Annotated in this window: 9 protein-coding genes; 4 read left to right on the forward strand and 5 right to left on the reverse strand. The window is 37.3% G+C overall.

Going from position 1 to position 17,307, the window contains the following annotated elements; translation table 11 throughout:
* Positions 1-410 precede the first annotated feature (410 nt).
* The 4 genes from ACE94K_RS05765 (at position 411) to ACE94K_RS05780 (ending at position 12,804) form a co-directional block, all read left to right on the forward strand.
* Positions 411-5,291 (forward strand): carbohydrate-binding protein, encoded by a 4,881-nt coding sequence (locus ACE94K_RS05765; protein WP_378181233.1) that lies wholly within the window; start codon positions 411-413, stop codon positions 5,289-5,291.
* Positions 5,292-5,498: 207 nt separating this feature from the next.
* Positions 5,499-8,732 (forward strand): G8 domain-containing protein, encoded by a 3,234-nt coding sequence (locus ACE94K_RS05770; protein ID WP_378181236.1) that lies wholly within the window; start codon positions 5,499-5,501, stop codon positions 8,730-8,732.
* 280 nt (positions 8,733-9,012) lie between these two features.
* Positions 9,013-11,706: a T9SS type A sorting domain-containing protein gene (locus tag ACE94K_RS05775; RefSeq protein WP_378181239.1), complete on the forward strand. Its 2,694-nt coding sequence runs from the start codon at positions 9,013-9,015 to the stop codon at positions 11,704-11,706.
* Positions 11,707-11,937: 231 nt separating this feature from the next.
* Positions 11,938-12,804: a polysaccharide lyase family 7 protein gene (locus ACE94K_RS05780; protein WP_378181243.1), complete on the forward strand. Its 867-nt coding sequence runs from the start codon at positions 11,938-11,940 to the stop codon at positions 12,802-12,804.
* 91 nt (positions 12,805-12,895) lie between these two features.
* Here ACE94K_RS05780 and ACE94K_RS05785 read toward each other — a convergent pair whose 3' ends face one another.
* Genes ACE94K_RS05785 through ACE94K_RS05805 form a run of 5 tightly spaced genes read right to left on the reverse strand, consistent with a single transcriptional unit; the run spans position 12,896 to position 17,307 of the window.
* Positions 12,896-14,191, reverse strand: coding sequence for a TRAP transporter large permease (locus tag ACE94K_RS05785; protein ID WP_378181246.1), 1,296 nt, complete (start codon positions 14,189-14,191; stop codon positions 12,896-12,898).
* Positions 14,192-14,202: 11 nt separating this feature from the next.
* Positions 14,203-14,664: a TRAP transporter small permease gene (locus tag ACE94K_RS05790; protein WP_378181249.1), complete on the reverse strand. Its 462-nt coding sequence runs from the start codon at positions 14,662-14,664 to the stop codon at positions 14,203-14,205.
* Complete coding sequence (locus ACE94K_RS05795) at positions 14,661-15,641, reverse strand: TRAP transporter substrate-binding protein (protein ID WP_378181252.1); 981 nt, start codon at positions 15,639-15,641, stop codon at positions 14,661-14,663. The genes ACE94K_RS05790 and ACE94K_RS05795 overlap by 4 nt, the downstream gene beginning before the upstream one ends.
* Before the next feature lie 7 nt (positions 15,642-15,648).
* Entirely contained in the window at positions 15,649-16,311 is a 663-nt protein-coding gene (gene eda, locus ACE94K_RS05800) for a bifunctional 4-hydroxy-2-oxoglutarate aldolase/2-dehydro-3-deoxy-phosphogluconate aldolase (RefSeq protein WP_378181255.1), read from the reverse strand.
* Positions 16,312-17,307: a PfkB family carbohydrate kinase gene (locus tag ACE94K_RS05805; protein WP_378181258.1), complete on the reverse strand. Its 996-nt coding sequence runs from the start codon at positions 17,305-17,307 to the stop codon at positions 16,312-16,314.

A 17,307-nucleotide genomic window follows, 5' to 3' on the forward strand; every position in this document is an offset into this window, starting at 1 on the left:
ATTTTAAGAAGATCCAGACATTTCTTTAATATGATTTTTTACAATGTACTAAACAAATAATATTGGGATATATGTATAGCTTAATGATATAACATATGATAGTATTTGTTTTAAAAATGTTGTGAAAAAAGGTAAACGATCATATTCGTTTACTACATTAAAAATATTTCTTCCCTTAGTCTTTAATATTTAAAAAGCAACTATTGTGTTTGCGCTTTTTGGCGATTTTCATCGTCATAAAAATGTTTTATGCTGAATTTAAATATTAAAATATGATTTTAAAAAAGGACTAAAATAAGCTGTAAAGCTTTCCAGTATGGTATAATCTCAAGATACAAACAGTCTTTAGGACAGCTATTGAGTTTATACTCTTTTACAAACCTAGTATTCAAACCAAATCGAACTCAATTATGAAAAAACTAACAAAACTCAACAAGTTAAATTATCGGGAACGACTTAAGTATTTAGTCACTCTGGTTTTAACTGTATTTCTCTTATTTTCTGCTAATGATCTCTTTGCATTAGACAGAAAGAAACCAAAACCTATTGTAACATCATCTTATGATTGTGTTCCTCCTACAAGTTTAGCTACTATAAGCCCCATAAGATCAGGCCAATGGAATAGTCCATCCCTTTGGCCAAATGGTACATTACCTACAGCAAATGATGATGTGATCATTCCTCAAGGTATTAATCTTATCATGCTCGGTACGTGTCGAGCGCGTGATATTCGTGTAGAAGGAAAGCTTAGTGCTGTTAATTGGCAGCCGGGAGGCGCTTGGATCGAGCTGAGGGCAAGAAGCATTGTAGTCACCAATGGAGGTCTGATGGAAATCGGCACAGAAAATCAGCCTTATGTTGCTGACAAAGGACCTGGTGGCGTAAGATGCCAAATCACACTTACGGGAAACAAAGTTGCCAATGCTCCTTCTTCTCGAAAAGGAATTATGGTAATGAGTGGTGGCCGTCTCGAGATGCACGGAAAGAAAAAAATGAGCTGGACAAATCTATCCCAGACCGCCAATGCAGGAAGTAGACAAATTACATTAAAAGAAGCGGTGAATTGGGAAGTGGGTGATGTTATAGCATTGACCGCAACCGGATTAGCGACTAATAATGGAAAACAATGGGAACAAGTAGACCAAGTAGAAATTCAGTCTATCAGTGGAGATAGAAGAACTATTACTTTGACAAGCCCTTTGCAATACACCCATATCGGAGGTTCTAAATCCTTTACAAGAGCTCGTGACGGAAAGACCTGGACTGCTAATATACAAGGAGAAGTAGGTTTATTATCTCACTATATTAAAATTCAGGGAGATGAAAATGACAACAACCGTGGTTATGGAGGTCATATGATGATGATGAAAAATTCTACAGCACACGTAGAAAATATTGAATTGTTCAAAATGGGACAAAAATCTATTCAAGGGCGTTACCCTTTTCATTGGCACTTAAATGAGGATAAAGCTCAAGGAAGTTATTTAAGAAATACAAGTATTCATAAATCTTTTAATCGTGCAGTAACCATTCATGGAACTGATTATATTACTGTAGATGGTGTTTTTGCATATGATCATATTGGCCACGGTATATTTCTGGAAGATGGTGGCGAACGTTTTAATACGATAAAGAATAACGTAATGGCCGTAACAAGACGACCAAGAGCAGGAGAAGAATTAACACCTTCTGACAATCAGTTTAATGCTCCACAAAATAGAACACCGGCCTCTTATTGGATCACAAATCCAAATAATTATTTCGAAAATAATGTAGCAGCAGGAACTGAAGGAACTGGTTTTTGGTTCGCTTTTCCAGAATCGCCTTTATTTGTATCTGGCGATATACCTTATTATCAAGGTATCAATCCTCATCGTGAACCATTAGGAAGATTTGAAGGTTTTGTAGCGCATACATGTATGACAGGATGGGATGTTTTTGACCGTTTGAACCCGGATCATTCTATTAAAGCAAATTGGGGTTGGGATGTTAATGGTAGACAACTCATTAAAGGAGGTTTGTTTTACGGTAATGATCAGGCATTGTATTGTGGTTTAGGAGTAGGAGGAAAAAATGAGAACACTGTATTCTACGACTGTGTATTTAGTGATAATAAAACAGTGACTATGTTAGCGGGAGATCTTACGATCGAGAATAGTGTTTTTAACACAGACTCGGATTTAGGCGTTTTTAATGGAGTACGCGAATTTTTTAGGTTTTATGACGGGCCAGGTAGACACATAAATTGTCATTTTGAAGGATGGAACCGTTCTAATTCGGAAATGATCAAACAAATCACCGGTGGTGGTGCAACAGAGAATTTTAATCCTACATTCCGTGGTACAACCAAAGGTTTTTCTGAACCTTTTCCATTTAGATTTTTTCCTTTACCTAATACAGATGCTACACGTGCAAGAAAAATCGGGCAGTTCTTTAAGGACTATGATGGAGGATTGACCGGTAAAGCACATACCACAATAATCAGAGATATTCCGTTTTTGACAGATGGTCACGAGTACAGGCATTCTTCATGGAGAAATGCAGCTCGTTCAGATTATTATTTTGCAGGATTGTGGTTTGCCGGGATTAACTCTAGCGGGGTTCGTTTATCTATAGTTCGTTCTAAGCCCGGAACCGAGGACGTTTGTTTTTATGAATCCGGAAGCAGCTCATCCGGAACCTATAAGTTTCCAATGATTGTAAACGAAGGCTTTATGTATACATATTATATGGATAGAGCTCCTTCTAACAAAAGCATACATCTAATCTGGAATCGAGGAGATGCGGGAGATATGGGATATGCACGCTTCAAAGGTCTAGGTAAACTGGGTAATTTCAGAGCAAGAGGACATAATTTTAACCTGCCAAGAGTAAACTCTATAGCAGCCGTAGAAAATGCGACAGATAACGCATATTTTATTGCCGGTAACGGAGATGTATATGTAAAATTCAGAGCTATTGGCGGTGATGACAGGGTAAATATATTCTTCAATTGGGACAATAATGGAAGCTTTCAACCTTCTTCACTTCCTTGTACCACAAATGATCTCGAAGGAGAAACCGCTGCAGACAGTGATGGTGACGGTAGACCAGATATTGTTGAAACCGAAACTTGTGGAAATCCTAACAATGCTTCAGATCTCAATTTTGGGTTTAATCGAAGTTCAGAAAACTTTCAACGTTTCAACACTGCGGCAGCAAACACAAGTAGTGAAGAATATTGGTTAATTAGAGCAGATAATTCTAACGATCCATATATTGTTAGAAACAGCCTGAAATTTCAAGGTAACCAAGTACCTCAATTAAGAATAAGAGCAAGGTCTGAAGCTGCTGGAGCATTTCAGTTATTTTGGAGCACTACCGATCAACCAGGTTTCTCAGCAAACAGGTCAGTTACGGTTACACCGGCTGCAACAAATGTTTTCGAAGAAATGGTATTTGATATGAGTAATCTCAATACCTGGATGGGTAAAACGATTACACAAATTCGTCTCGATTTTCCTCCGGACCCTAATGCAAATAGGCATACATTTATCGATTATATTCACGGTCCTAATGCATCAGATGCCCCTTGTGATAATTCACCAAAAATTGCTTTTACCAGTCCCACAAACACACAGCTCGAAGCAGGTGATGATTTAGGTGTTGAAGTAAGTGTAACCAGTGGAAGTGTTGCTAATATTAGGTTATATCTAAACGATACTTTTATAAGACAAGAAGGAGGTGCTCCGTATGAGTGGGGTACAGAAAATGTAAATCAAGAAGATGCCGCATTATTAAATCTGGCAGCAGGTTCGTATACGTTAAGAGCGGTTGCGACCGCTCCAAATGGAGCAAGTACTACAGAAATATTGACGGTAACTGTACGAGATCTTACTTGTAATGTCGTGCCGTATACAAACATCAATAATGCAGGATGGCAATCTGTAGATGTGGCTAATGTAAATGAAGGAGATACGGTTTGGTTTGGGCCTCAATCTGAAGAATTCGGGCCTACTACAAACGGATGGTCTTGGACAGGTCCCAATAATTTCACTCACGGTGACAGAGGATTATTATTATCTGATGTGCAAATGAATCAGGCAGGAGTTTATACCGTAACGAATACCGATACTAATGGATGTACAGCTTCGGAAACATTTACTTTGAATATTCAGAGTATTGGAAACAGTATTGCTATTCCTGGTAGTTTTGAAGCAGAAGATTATACTGCGATATCCGGAACTGTCAGTACTGAAAACACACCCGGAGGTGGAGAAAACCTTGGTTTTATTCAGAATGGAAATTATTCAGAATATGAGATTGATGTTGCGGATTCAGGTTCCTATGAAGTGACTGTATTTGCTTCTAGTAATACTGCTGGTGGAACAGTTGAGATTTATACAAATAATGCATTAAAAGGTTCTATACAGATAGCTGGCAATAACAATTGGCATTCTTATCAACCTTACACTGGCACAATTTCTTTATCAGAAGGAAATCAAACATTAAGATTGGTCTATACAGGTGGAGGCGGCTATTTATTCAATGTAGATAGAGTTGAGGTGACTAAACCTGCACTTGTTGAAAGTACTACAACGCTTTCAGCAATTCATGATGCTTATTTAGATAATAATACACGTTTTAATAATGCGATGATACGCATAGAAAACGGAAGACGTACCGCATATTTAATGTTTGATGTATCTGAAATTAATGGAGAGATTACAGATGCTACCTTAGAGTTTGAAGTATTTGGAGATGCTGGAAATGGAGAAGTACTCGTTCAAGAAGGAACACATAATGGTTGGACCGAGACTAATCTCTCTATCCAAAACAGACCAGCTGGAAAAGCACAGGCTATAGGTTCTGTAACAGGAGTGTTTGCCATAGGTTCCAAAGTACGAATACCTTTAGATGTAGCTAAGGCATCTGGCAATAGACTGAGCCTTATTCTGGAAATGACCGGCGGAAACGACTTTGCATTTGGTTCTAAAGAAAATGAAACAACCGGTGCTGCTAAATTGATTGTAAATCATATAGGAACCAAAGATCCTAATAAGGAGTTTGAAACTCCTGTTTTATATCCAAATCCGGTGAGAAACGTATTATACATTTCTAATGCTAATTACAAGAAAGTGATCAAAGTCTATGATCTCCTTGGAGCCGAAAAGATAAATGAGCTTTTGGATGAAGGTAATAATGAGGTTGATTTCAGTAGATTATCGAAAGGAGTCTATATGGTTAGAATTATTAATCACGAGAACCGACGAGTAGATCCAATGATTTATAAAATAGTAAAGTCTAATTAGTAAGATCTTAAATAAACTGCTGTAAAAGTAGTTTGAATGACCGATCTGGGTTTGTCAAAGAATTTTTATAATGGCTAAAGATGTCTTTGATAAACTCAGATTTGGTTCTTTAGGTAAAACTTGAATGCACTTATGTGTAGTTCGTAAAATTTCAAATATTGAAAAGCAAGTATTCATACAAAAACTTTTAACCCCAAACTTATAATTATGAAAAAACGAATAAGCAATAGTAATAATAGAGGCATCAAAGATTATAGATATTCGATAAGTCTTTTTTTAATCGTATTACTTTTATCTTCAGGAAGTAAACTTTTTGCTACAGAAGTGAACCCGTCACCAAAAATCACTTCTTCCTACGATTGTATTCCGCCGACCAGTTTGGCAACCATCCAGCCGATTCAATCGGGTTTATGGTCTCAAGCATCAACGTGGCCTAATGGTATAGCTCCTACTTCAAATGACGATGTTATAATCCCACAAGGGATTGATCTGATTATGGTAGGTACTTGTAGAGCTAAAAGTATCACAGTAAATGGAAAACTTAGCGCGGTGAATTATCAACCTCAGGGTGCTTGGATTGATCTGGAAACCGAGAGTATCGTGGTAGGCAATGGTGGTTATATGGAAATAGGTACTGAAAGCCAACCGTACTACGCAGATGAAGGTCCTGGTGGTGTTCGATGTCAAATCACACTTACTGGTAGTAAAATAAATGATGCACCAGCATCTTACAAAGCCATTATGGTGATGGGTGGAGGTCGACTAGAACTGCACGGTAAGAAAAGAATGAGTTGGACCAATATTGCAACTACGGCCAATCAAGGGGCTCAGCAAATTACATTGAAAGAAGCTGTAGACTGGGAAGTAGGAGATCAGATTGCATTAACTGCAACAGGATTAGCCAGTTCTCAATCAAAAGCTTGGAACAATGTGGATGAAGCTCAAATAACAGCTATTAGCGGAGATAGAAGAACACTCACATTAGCATCTCCACTGCAATTTAACCATATCGGGGGATCGAAGACATACACCAGAGCGAGAGATGGTAAGACTTGGAATGTTAATATTCAGGCTGAAGTTGGTTTGCTTACACATTATATTAAGATCCAGGGTAAAATGGATGCTAATAATGAGCAAACTGGATTTGGGGGACATATTATGTTGATGAAAAATTCTGTCGCTCACGCAGAAAATGTAGAATTATACAAAATGGGTCAAAAAGGAGTTTTGGGAAGATATCCATTTCACTGGCATTTAAACGAAGATAAAGCACAAGGAAGCTATTTTAGAAATAGTAGTGTTCATAAATCATTTAATAGAGCTGTAACTATTCACGGTACTGATTATGTAACGGTAGATGGAATATTCGCCTATGATCAGATAGGGCACGGAATCTTTTTAGAAGATGGTGCAGAGCGTTTTAACACCATTAAAAATAATGTGGTATTTGTAACCAGACGGCCAAAACCCGGTGAAGAATTAACGCCTTCAGATAATGAGGCAAATGAACCCCAAAATAGAACTCCAGCTTCTTACTGGATTACCAATCCAAATAATTACTTCGAGAATAATGTAGCTGCAGGTACAGAAGGAACAGGATTTTGGTTTGCTTTTCCAGAAAGACCGATGTTTGATTCTGGCAATCTAGCGTATTATCAAGGTTTGAATCCATCAAAAGAGCCTTTAGGAAGATTTGATGGTTTTGTAGCGCATACGTGTATGACTGGTTGGGACGTTTTTGACAGATTAAACCCGAATCATTCTTTAAAAAAGAATTTTGGATGGGATGTAAACACGAGACAATTGATTAAAGATGGTCTGATGTACGGAAATGACCAAGCGTTATATTGTGGATTGGGAGTAGGTGGCACCAATGAGAATACGGTTTTTTATAACTGTACTTTTAGTGATAATAAAACAGTTTCCATGCTTGCAGGAGATCTTACGATCGAGAATAGTCTTTTTAATGCACATACGGATCTTGGGGTTTTCAGTGGAGTACGTGAATTTTTTAGATTTTATGACGGACCAGGTAGGCACATAGATTGCCATTTTGAAGGATGGGACCGCTCAAATACAGAAATGATAAAACAGATTACAGGAGGAGGAGCTACAGAAAACTTTAATCCTAGTTTTACGGGTACTACCAAAGGTTTCTCGGAGCCATTCCCATTTAGGTTTTTTCCGTTACCTAATAATGACGATACGCGAGCTAGAAAGGTGGGGCAGTTTTTTAAGGATTATGACGGAGGGTTAACCGGTAAAGCTAATACGACTATAATACGGGATATTGCATTTCTAAGAGATGGACATGAGTACAGACACCCTTCCTGGAGAAATGCAGCACGATCGGATTATTTCTTTGCGGGATTATGGTTGCATCGAATCAACAATACGCAAACTCCGATATCAGTGGTTCGATCAAAACCGGGAACAGCGGATGCCTGTTTTTATGAGTCAGGAAACAAGGCTTCGGGTACCTATAAATTCCCATTGATTGTAAACCAGGATTTTTTATATACTTTTCATTTTGGTAAGGCTCCAGAGAATAAAAGTATCCATCTTATATGGAATAGAGGGGAAGTTGGGGATTTGACATTGACTCGCTTTAAGGACTTTGGTAAACTTGGAAATTTTAGAGTTAACGGAGCAACCCGGCTAAACTCTATAACGGCGGTGGAAAATGCAACAGACAACGCATATTTCATTGCAGGAAATGGTGATGTTTACTTAATGTTGAGAAACAGAGGTGGAGATAATAGAACTAATGTTTTCTTTGATTGGGACAATAATGGAAACTTTCAACCAGCTGCCTTGCCTTGTACTACTAATGATTTAGATCCTATCGGTGGTAGTAATAATATTCCTCCAGATGTTAGTTTTCAGGTTCCGGGTAATACAGAATTTGAAGAAGGAGATGATGTAGGTGTCGTTATTGATGCATCCGATAGTGATGGAAATGTGGTAAATGTGAAACTCTACGTCAATAATGTGTTGGTAAGACAAGAAAATGCAGCTCCATACGAATGGGGTGTAGCAAATCCCGGTCAAAATGATGCAGCATTATTAAACCTTGCAGTTGGAACTTATGAATTAAAGGCCGAAGCTACAGATAATCTGGGAGCCGTAACCACACGAACTATGATGATTACTGTAACAGAAAGTACCTTGTCTATTGATGATATTGAAGAACAGGATGCTGTATCCATATATCCTAATCCAGTTCGAAATTCTCTATTTGTATCAGGAAATAATATTTCTGGTAAAATGATCAAAATATATGATCTTTTGGGAGCTGTTAGAATTAGTAAATCACTGAATGAAAATGAAAATGAAATCGATTTTAGCAGAATGTCTAATGGAATTTATGTCGTTCAGATTATTGATATAAATAATCGTCGTAAAGAACCTCTTATCTACAAAGTTGTGAAAACGAATTGATAACAATATAAATAACCTCAAGATGACCTTGTCTTGAGGTTGTTTCTCTCATTTTATGGGTAAATTTTAAATTCTTTCCTAACGAAGAATTATCAAAGGAAACCCATTATACATTTTGATAAAATTCGTCACTTCGAGTGGATTTTTCGATTGAAAGTGAGAAAAATTTGTATCGAGAAGCAGAATTTTATCAATGAAAGTTCTCTATACAATCCGCAAGAGGCGTATCACTCCTATAGATTATTAAAGATTAATTACTCTTAAAACCAACAAATAAATTATGAGAAATTTAAAACACAAAAATATATTCTCGGTGATAATGAAACTCAGTTTTGCCCTTGTCTTATGCATGTTTCAGGCATTTGGACAAGTTGAGGTAACAGATTATGGAGATGTTCCTACGGGAAATTTAGCAGCATCACGATGGGAAAATTTTAAATGGGAAGATCCCGGAAATTGGACTGTTATTGATGTTACACAGGAGGGGATCGTACCCAACAGTTCTGCAGATATTGCACCTAAGATCAATAATTTGATCAATAATGGAAATGGAAATAGGATTTTTAAATTTCCTGCGGGGACCTTTTACATTCGATCCGATATTAGAATCACAGAAAACAATATTCAGATTGTGGGTTCTGGAAATGCTACCAGATTTTTGAGTCCGGGAGGAGTTAATTCTCCATCAATTACCATTAGAGGTTCTAGATCCAACAGTAATTATGACATGGCCGATAATGCTTCTAGAGGAGACACCCAAATTAGGCTTACCGGATCTAGTGGCATTTCAGTAGGAACTTACATCATTCTTACTCAAACCGAAAATGGTCCTAGACCGAGTGATCCGGAAACACAAATCGTTCAGGTGATTGGTAAAAGCGGGAATATCTTAACTATAGACACTAAATTAGGGCTTCCTTTCTTCAAGTCTAGAACAAAAATTCAGAGATTTGGAGCCCCTAAAAATGTGAGGCTAAGTAATTTTTATTTCGAAAGAACTTCAAAACCTATTGTATCGGATAGCGATAAGAGAAGTGACAATATAGAATTGATTAATGCCAGAAATGTCGAAATCTCAAATATCGAATCCAATAAAGCATTCAGCACACATATTTCAATGTCACGTTGTACAAAAGTAATTGTTCGCGATTCTTATGTTCACGGAAATTATGGCGGTGGCGGTGGTACACAAGGTGGTATCACCATGCATTTTAGTTCAAAAATCTACGTGATCAATAACAGGACTGCAAATATGAGGCATCATATTATGACACAATTTGGAACCGATCATAGTGTGATAGCCTATAACCGCGCAGAAGCTCCATACAACTCTTATCAGGACATTGGTCAACATAACTCCAAAGGATGTCACAATAATCTATTTGAAGGAAACTATGGAAGGCAAATTTTTGATGATAATAACATCAATAAAGGTTGGGGAACGCGCTACACCACCTGGTATAGAAATCATGCGACTGATATTATTGGGGCAGATCACGGAGATTCTAATAATAATAACATTATTGGAAATGAATTTAAAAAGAGTTCAGAAACTGCTGCTATAGCTAAAGGAAGTGGTAATGTAGTAGGGGCAAATATCTTCGGAATAGACCGTGAAGGAGGAAATGGAAATCTTAGATGGAAAGACCTAAACACAGGAGCCGAGTTACCTTCATCTATGTTCCTAAGAGATAAACCTGATTATGTAAACAGATGGCCATTATACGGTCCTGATGCTACTTCGTCTCCTAATATCATTGGTCCTGACGGATATACGTATGCAGTAGACGAATCAGGATTATTGACAATCTCTAATGGTCCTTTGGATATTGCCTACGGTCAAAACGGAAGTTATGTTTTCCTGGATAATCAAACAGAGGATATTCCTTGTACAAATACTGCCTTCGGAAGTGACCCTCTTCCAGGAGTAAGGAAATACTGTTTTGTAAGACCATCCTCTATAACCTCGATTAGTTTTGTAAGTCCGATAGAGGATCAGTTTGTAGGAGAGGCAAACTTAGGAGTAGTAATTAGTGTTGAAAATACTGGTTCTAATATTGCGAATGTCAGACTTTATATCAATGATGATTTTATAAGACAGGAAAATGCCGCGCCCTATGAATGGGGTACTGCAAATGTTAATAGAGAAGACCCTAAATTGTTAAATCTTACAGTCGGAACCTATGTGCTAAGGGCCGAAGTAACTGATAATGGTGGAGTTTCTACGAGTATTTCAAAGACCATAGAAGTTGTAGAAGATAACACCGGGAGCAATCCGGTTGTTCATTTACGCAAACGAAATGCAAGCGGTTATGCATTAGATGGTGGTGTAGGAGGAGCACGCAATCAGAACGTGAAACTCTGGCAAGCAAATCCAGGTAACGTAAACCAACAATGGATTGAAATAGATCGTGGTAATGGCTATTATTCTTATCAAAAAATGAATACCTCTTTTTGTATGGATGGTGGAGATGGTGGGGCAAACGGTCAAAATCTTAGACTTTGGGATTGCGATGCCAATAATCAGAATCAGCAATGGCGTAAAGTAAAAGTAACGGATAATATATACCGTTTGGAAAAGCGTAACGCGAATATGTATTCTATTGACGGAAATAATGGAGGTGAGAATAATCAATTAGCATATTTATGGAGAAGCCGAAGCACCAATCAAAATCAGCATTGGATATTTGAGATTATAGCATCAGAAAGAACTACTGGAGTCGAAGAAGAAAAGGCAATGGTACTCTATCCAAATCCTATACACGAAACTTTGTTTATAAACGGAAAAACTTCTACTAAAGTTGTAAAAATCTACGATTTACTTGGTGCCGAGAAAATAAGTGTATCCTTGGATGAAACCCAAAATGAGATTGATGTTAGTCAGTTATCAAAAGGAATGTATATGGTTAGAATTAAAGATCTGAAGAATAGCAAAGTTGATCCAACCATATATAAAATTATCAAAGCGAATTAAGGTTTAAGTTCGTAAACAACCTCAAGATAAGGTCATCTTGAGGTTGTTTTATATTGTAAAAAAGTATGCTATAGAAAAGCAAGATTACCATATCGTACAAATTAAGGGTTTTGATTGTACATTACTCATCTATAGAGTGTTAATATTGATTATTTAATAATAACTTAAGAACAACAACATAAATCATTACTTATGAAACGTTCTTACCAAATTATTTGTAATCGAACTAAAATGCTATTTTTTTTAGTTCTGTCAACGATCCTAATGATTTCTTGTGTAAATGATGATCAACACATCATTGCAGAAGATACAGAAACACACACCGAATCTATCTCTAAAGCATTAGACAGTCCATATGATAAGTTGGAATTGTCTGATTCTGACTGGAAAATCCAACTTCCAATTGAAAAAAATGCCAAATCATGTAGCGGAAAAACCTATAATTATGGAGTGCTAAATGTTTCTAATTCCAGCTTGCAAAGCGGATATAGTCATAGCACTTATTTTGATGTATATGATCAGTACAGTGCAGAATTTGTTACTCCCGGAAAAGGTCCCACTACTTCCTGCGGAACAACTGGTCCACGTACAGAGTTGCGCCAAAACACCGAATGGAACACCAATGGTAACAATACTAGAACTTTAAAGATAAAACTTCGCATTACTCAGTTCTCTGATTCCAGGCAATTAGGCTTTGCTCAAATCCATACAGGAAGCGATGATTTAATGTTATTGTATGCACAACGTGTAAGTAGCTCCAGTAATCAATTCTACTTAAAAATGAGAGGAGATGCCGTAAAAAGAGGCGCAGACAGATTAAATAGTGATGGTTTTCTAACTAATAGCAGCGGAAGTCGTTTAAAGTTCAATATGAATACGGCTTATGAATTTAAAATTCAATCAGGAAACAATAGGATAAAAGTGCAGACAAAAAATAGTAGTGGTAACTTTTATACCTTATACAATGATCCAACACTCGAAGATTCTTCTACAGCTCATTTTAAGGCCGGAATTTATATTTTGAATAATACTAGTGGATCGGGTCAAAAGGATGGTACGGCCAAGGTTAGATTTTATACCGTCGATTACGATAACTAATATTTAATCTAAAAGTTTTAATTAAAAAAATATCATCAAGGTTTTCGGAATACTATTTCGGAAGCCTTTTTTGTGGCTTACTTAATCATTATTATAAATCAAACATCCTTGGCAACCATAAACTAAGTTCCGGGATATAGGTAATTAAAACCAACACCAGAATCATAATTAAAAACAAAGGCATTAAAGGTCGGATCACTTTTTGAATACTTAATTCAGCTACACTACATCCCACAAAAAGCACAGAACCTACCGGAGGAGTGCATAATCCAATACAAAGATTTAAAATCATCACAATACCAAAATGAATAGGATTCATACCTAAATCCGTAACTATCGGTAAAAATATAGGAGTAAAGATCAGTATCGCCGGAGTCATATCCATGAAAACACCAACGAATAGTAAAATCAGATTGATAAGAATCAGGATTACTATTGGATTTTCGCTGACAGAAAGTAAAGCATTGCTAATTTCTTGCGGTATATTTTCATAAGACATTACCCAAGACATGGCGATCGAGGTAGCAATCAGTAATAATACAATTGATGAGGTTTTTACCGTTTCAATAAGAATAGGGCCAATACTTTTTAATGATATTTCTTTGTATACCATTGCCAAAACAAAAGTGTAAATCACAGCAATCGCAGAAGCTTCTGTAGCGGTGAAAATCCCTGCTACGATACCTCCAATAACTACGACCAACAACAATAAGCTTGGTAATGCATCTAAAAACCTTTTGAAAAACACTTTGAAGCTGACCAATTTTTCTGTAGGATACTTTTTAATAACAGAGTAAATCCCAGCGACTAACATTAAAGCGAGTCCGATGAGGATACCTGGCATATACCCTGCGACAAACAAAGCGGCAATAGAAACACCACCACTGGCTAGAGAATAGATAATTAAAACGTTGCTTGGCGGAATCAATAATCCTGTGGTAGAACTTGTGATATTAACCGCAGCACTAAAAGACTTGTCGTACCCTTCTTTTTCCATCATCGGATTCATAAATCCTCCAATCGCTGAGGCCGCAGCAACTGCAGAACCAGATATAGCACCAAAAAGCATACAAGCAAATATATTTACAAAAGCTAAACCTCCAGGAAGAGGTCCTACAATCGCTTTTGCAAAATTGATAAGCCGCACCGCTATACCTCCTCTGTTCATAATTTGACCAGCTAATATAAAGAATGGTATAGCTGAAAGCGTAAAACTATCTAAAGAAGTAGCCATTCGTTGAGCCAATGTAGTTACCGAGGGTAAAAAAGGCATAGCCACCATTAAGGTAAACAATCCTGAAAGTCCGATTGCATAAGCAACAGGAACACGGATGGATAGTAATACCAAAAAGCTGAGGATCAGGATTAAAACTTCAGTGTAGTTCATAAAGTATATTTTTAAAATCTCTTTTTTCGAAGTAAGGTTTCCAAAGAATAGTAGCAAATCAATAAACCACTTACGGGGATGACCAAATAAATGAACCCTAAAGGAATCTCCAGTGTTGCGGATTTTTGTTGAAAAACGAAGGTTAGCCAACACAACCTGGCGCCGCCAATCACCATTACTAAAAACCCAAAGATCAATACAGCACCGTGTACAATGCCATCATACAATCGTTGTCTGTTTGCTACTATATGCGATGGTATGAGGTCTATAGCCAGATGTAAGCGCTTACCGGTTGCATACGCTGCTCCTAAAAGTCCTAACCAGATTAAAGAAAAACTGGAAATTTCGTCAGTAATAGTACTGGGCGATTGTAACAAAAACCTGGAAAATACCTGCCATATGACACTTAGTAGCATCAAAGAGAATATGAGGATCAATGCTTTTTCTAAAAATGTATCGATTGTTTTTCTCATTGATTCGTGGCTTTAATATTCTTAATGAGAGCCAACATCTCGGGTTGCTCCTTAAACATTGTTTGAATACTTTCTGTTTGTTTTTCGAATAAAGTTTTGTCTGGTGTTATGATTTCAACGCCCGATGCGGTTATGGCATCCAAAGATTCTTTTTCAGAGTCTGCCCATAATTTACGTTGTTCGATGGTGGATTCTCTTGCTGCTTCTTTAAGCCAGGTTTGTTCTTGTTTAGATAATCGTTCCCAGGTATCTAAACCAATTAACAGTACATCCGGAACAGAAGTATGTTGATCCAGGCTGAAATACTTACAGATTTCGTAATGCTTAGAAGTATAAAAACTAGGAAGATTATTTTCTGCGCCATCTACAACACCTTGCTGTAGAGCGGTGTACAGTTCTCCCCAGGAAATTGGAGTTGGAGAACCTCCTAAAGAGTTTACCATCGCCACGGCCATATTACTTTTTTGAACTCTTATTTTAAGGCCATTCAAATCTTCCGGAGTTTTAATGGCTTTTTCTTTCGTGTAAAAACTTCGGCTTCCCGCGTCATAAAAGGTAAGTCCTCTTAATCGATACTTGTCACCTTTGGTCAGCATTTCGTCTCCAATAGAGCCGTCAAACACCTCAAATGCGTGTTGCCTGTCTCTAAATAAATAGGGGATACTAAAAACTTTGTACTCTGTGATAAAATTTTCTAATACAGCAGCAGAAACTTTGGTAATATCCAGACTTCCTATTTGAAGCAATTCCAGACATTCACGTTCTGCTCCTAACTGACCGCTTGGATAGAGTTTCACTTTTAGCGTTCCGTTCGATTTTTTTTCTAACTTTTCACCCAAAATAACCATGGCTTTGTGCACCGGATGTTTGGTGTCAAGCGTATGTGCAAGTCTCAATATTTTGGTTTCCTTTTCTTTAGAACAAGACCCTAATACAAATAATCCTATCAACAGTAATAATAGTTTCCTGATCCCCATAGATTATTTAGTTTTTTACTTTTTGAATATGTTGTAGCGCTTCTTTGATATCATTAGTCAACTTATCAAAGTTTCCATTTTTGATAGCATCTTTATGAAAAAGCTGTGACCCCATTCCCACGCAACTCACACCTGAATCAAACCAGAGTTTTAGATTTTCGAAAGTAGGTTTTACACCACCTGTTGGCATTATTTTTACCATGGGCAACACAGTTTTTACAGCCTTTATAAAATCGGATCCAAGAACATTACCGGGAAATGCTTTGATGAGTTGTGCGCCCAATTGATGGGCATTATACACTTCTGTAATTGTGGCACATCCCGGAATCCATAAGGTTTCTTTTGTAGTGCAATAATCGGCAACTTCAGGTATTAGGGCCGGAGAAACAATAAAATCTGCTCCGGCATCCATAAACTTTTTAACTTCAGTTTCTGTAAAAATGGTACCGATACCAAGTATTAAATCATCGTATTTAGATCCATATTGACGTAATTTGGTGAAGACTTCGAGTGCCTTTTCATCCCTATTCGTAAATTCAAAGACCTTGATACCTGCTTGATAAGATGCTTCTACGACTTCTTGAGCAATACCAATATCGGGATGATTAAAGACAGGGATTAATCCCGTGTCTTCCATAGTACTAATAATATGTTGATTAGTATGTTTCATTTATCGTAATAATCGTCCTATATTATCGCCCTGAAGCAATTGTTCTACTTCTTCTACAGAAACTAAATTTGCATCTCCCGGAATTCCGTGTTTTAAAACAGAGGAAGCCACAGCAAACTCCAAAGCATCCTGATCATTTTTATGTAGCATACCGTAAATCAATCCTGCCATAAAAGCATCTCCACCACCAATACGATCTATAATGTTTTCCATGGTGTAGGTTTTCGATGTATACAGAGATTTATTTTTGTAAAGTACAGCGGATAGTCTGTTATGTGATGCTGAAATGATTTCTCTTTGGGTATTGGATAAGGTATGCACAGTGGTATATTTGTGTTGTACTTTTTTACATCCTTCCTCATAACTATCCGCAGAAATATCTAAGCAGTTTTCGAAATCGGTCAATCCACCGATAACTACATTTGTTTTATTGATAAGATCTGGCATGATTTCTAACGGTGATTTTCCATATTGCCAGAGGTTTCTCCTGTAATTGATATCGCCACTTACTGTGATTCCTAAATCTTGCGCAATGGTCAGCGCATCCAAGCATATTTTTGCGGTAGATGCCGAAATCGCAGGTGTTATTCCTGTCCAGTGAAACCAGTCAACATCTTTTAAAATTTCATCCCAGTCGAAGGCAGCAGGATCTAACTTAGAGAAAACAGAGTCAAAACGATCATAAATAATCTTAGAAGAGCGTTGCATCACTCCGTTTTCTAAAAAATACAATCCCATTCTGCCAATATTAAATTTAGTGTACTCAGTATGTACTCTGTGTTTTCGTAAATAGTTGTATGCTGCTTTACCAATGGCGTGATCCGGGAATGCAGTAATATGAGTAGTTATAACATCCCATTGTGCCAAAGCGATGGCAACGTTTGCTTCGGTTCCACCAAAATGTACGGTATAATTGTTGGTTTGTTCGAACCGCTCATTTGATGCGGTGGTAAGACGCATCAATACTTCACCAAAAGTGACAACTTTTTTACTCAT

It is taken from the genome of Aquimarina besae (genome assembly GCF_042434905.1).
Classification (GTDB): Bacteria; Bacteroidota; Bacteroidia; order Flavobacteriales; family Flavobacteriaceae; genus Aquimarina.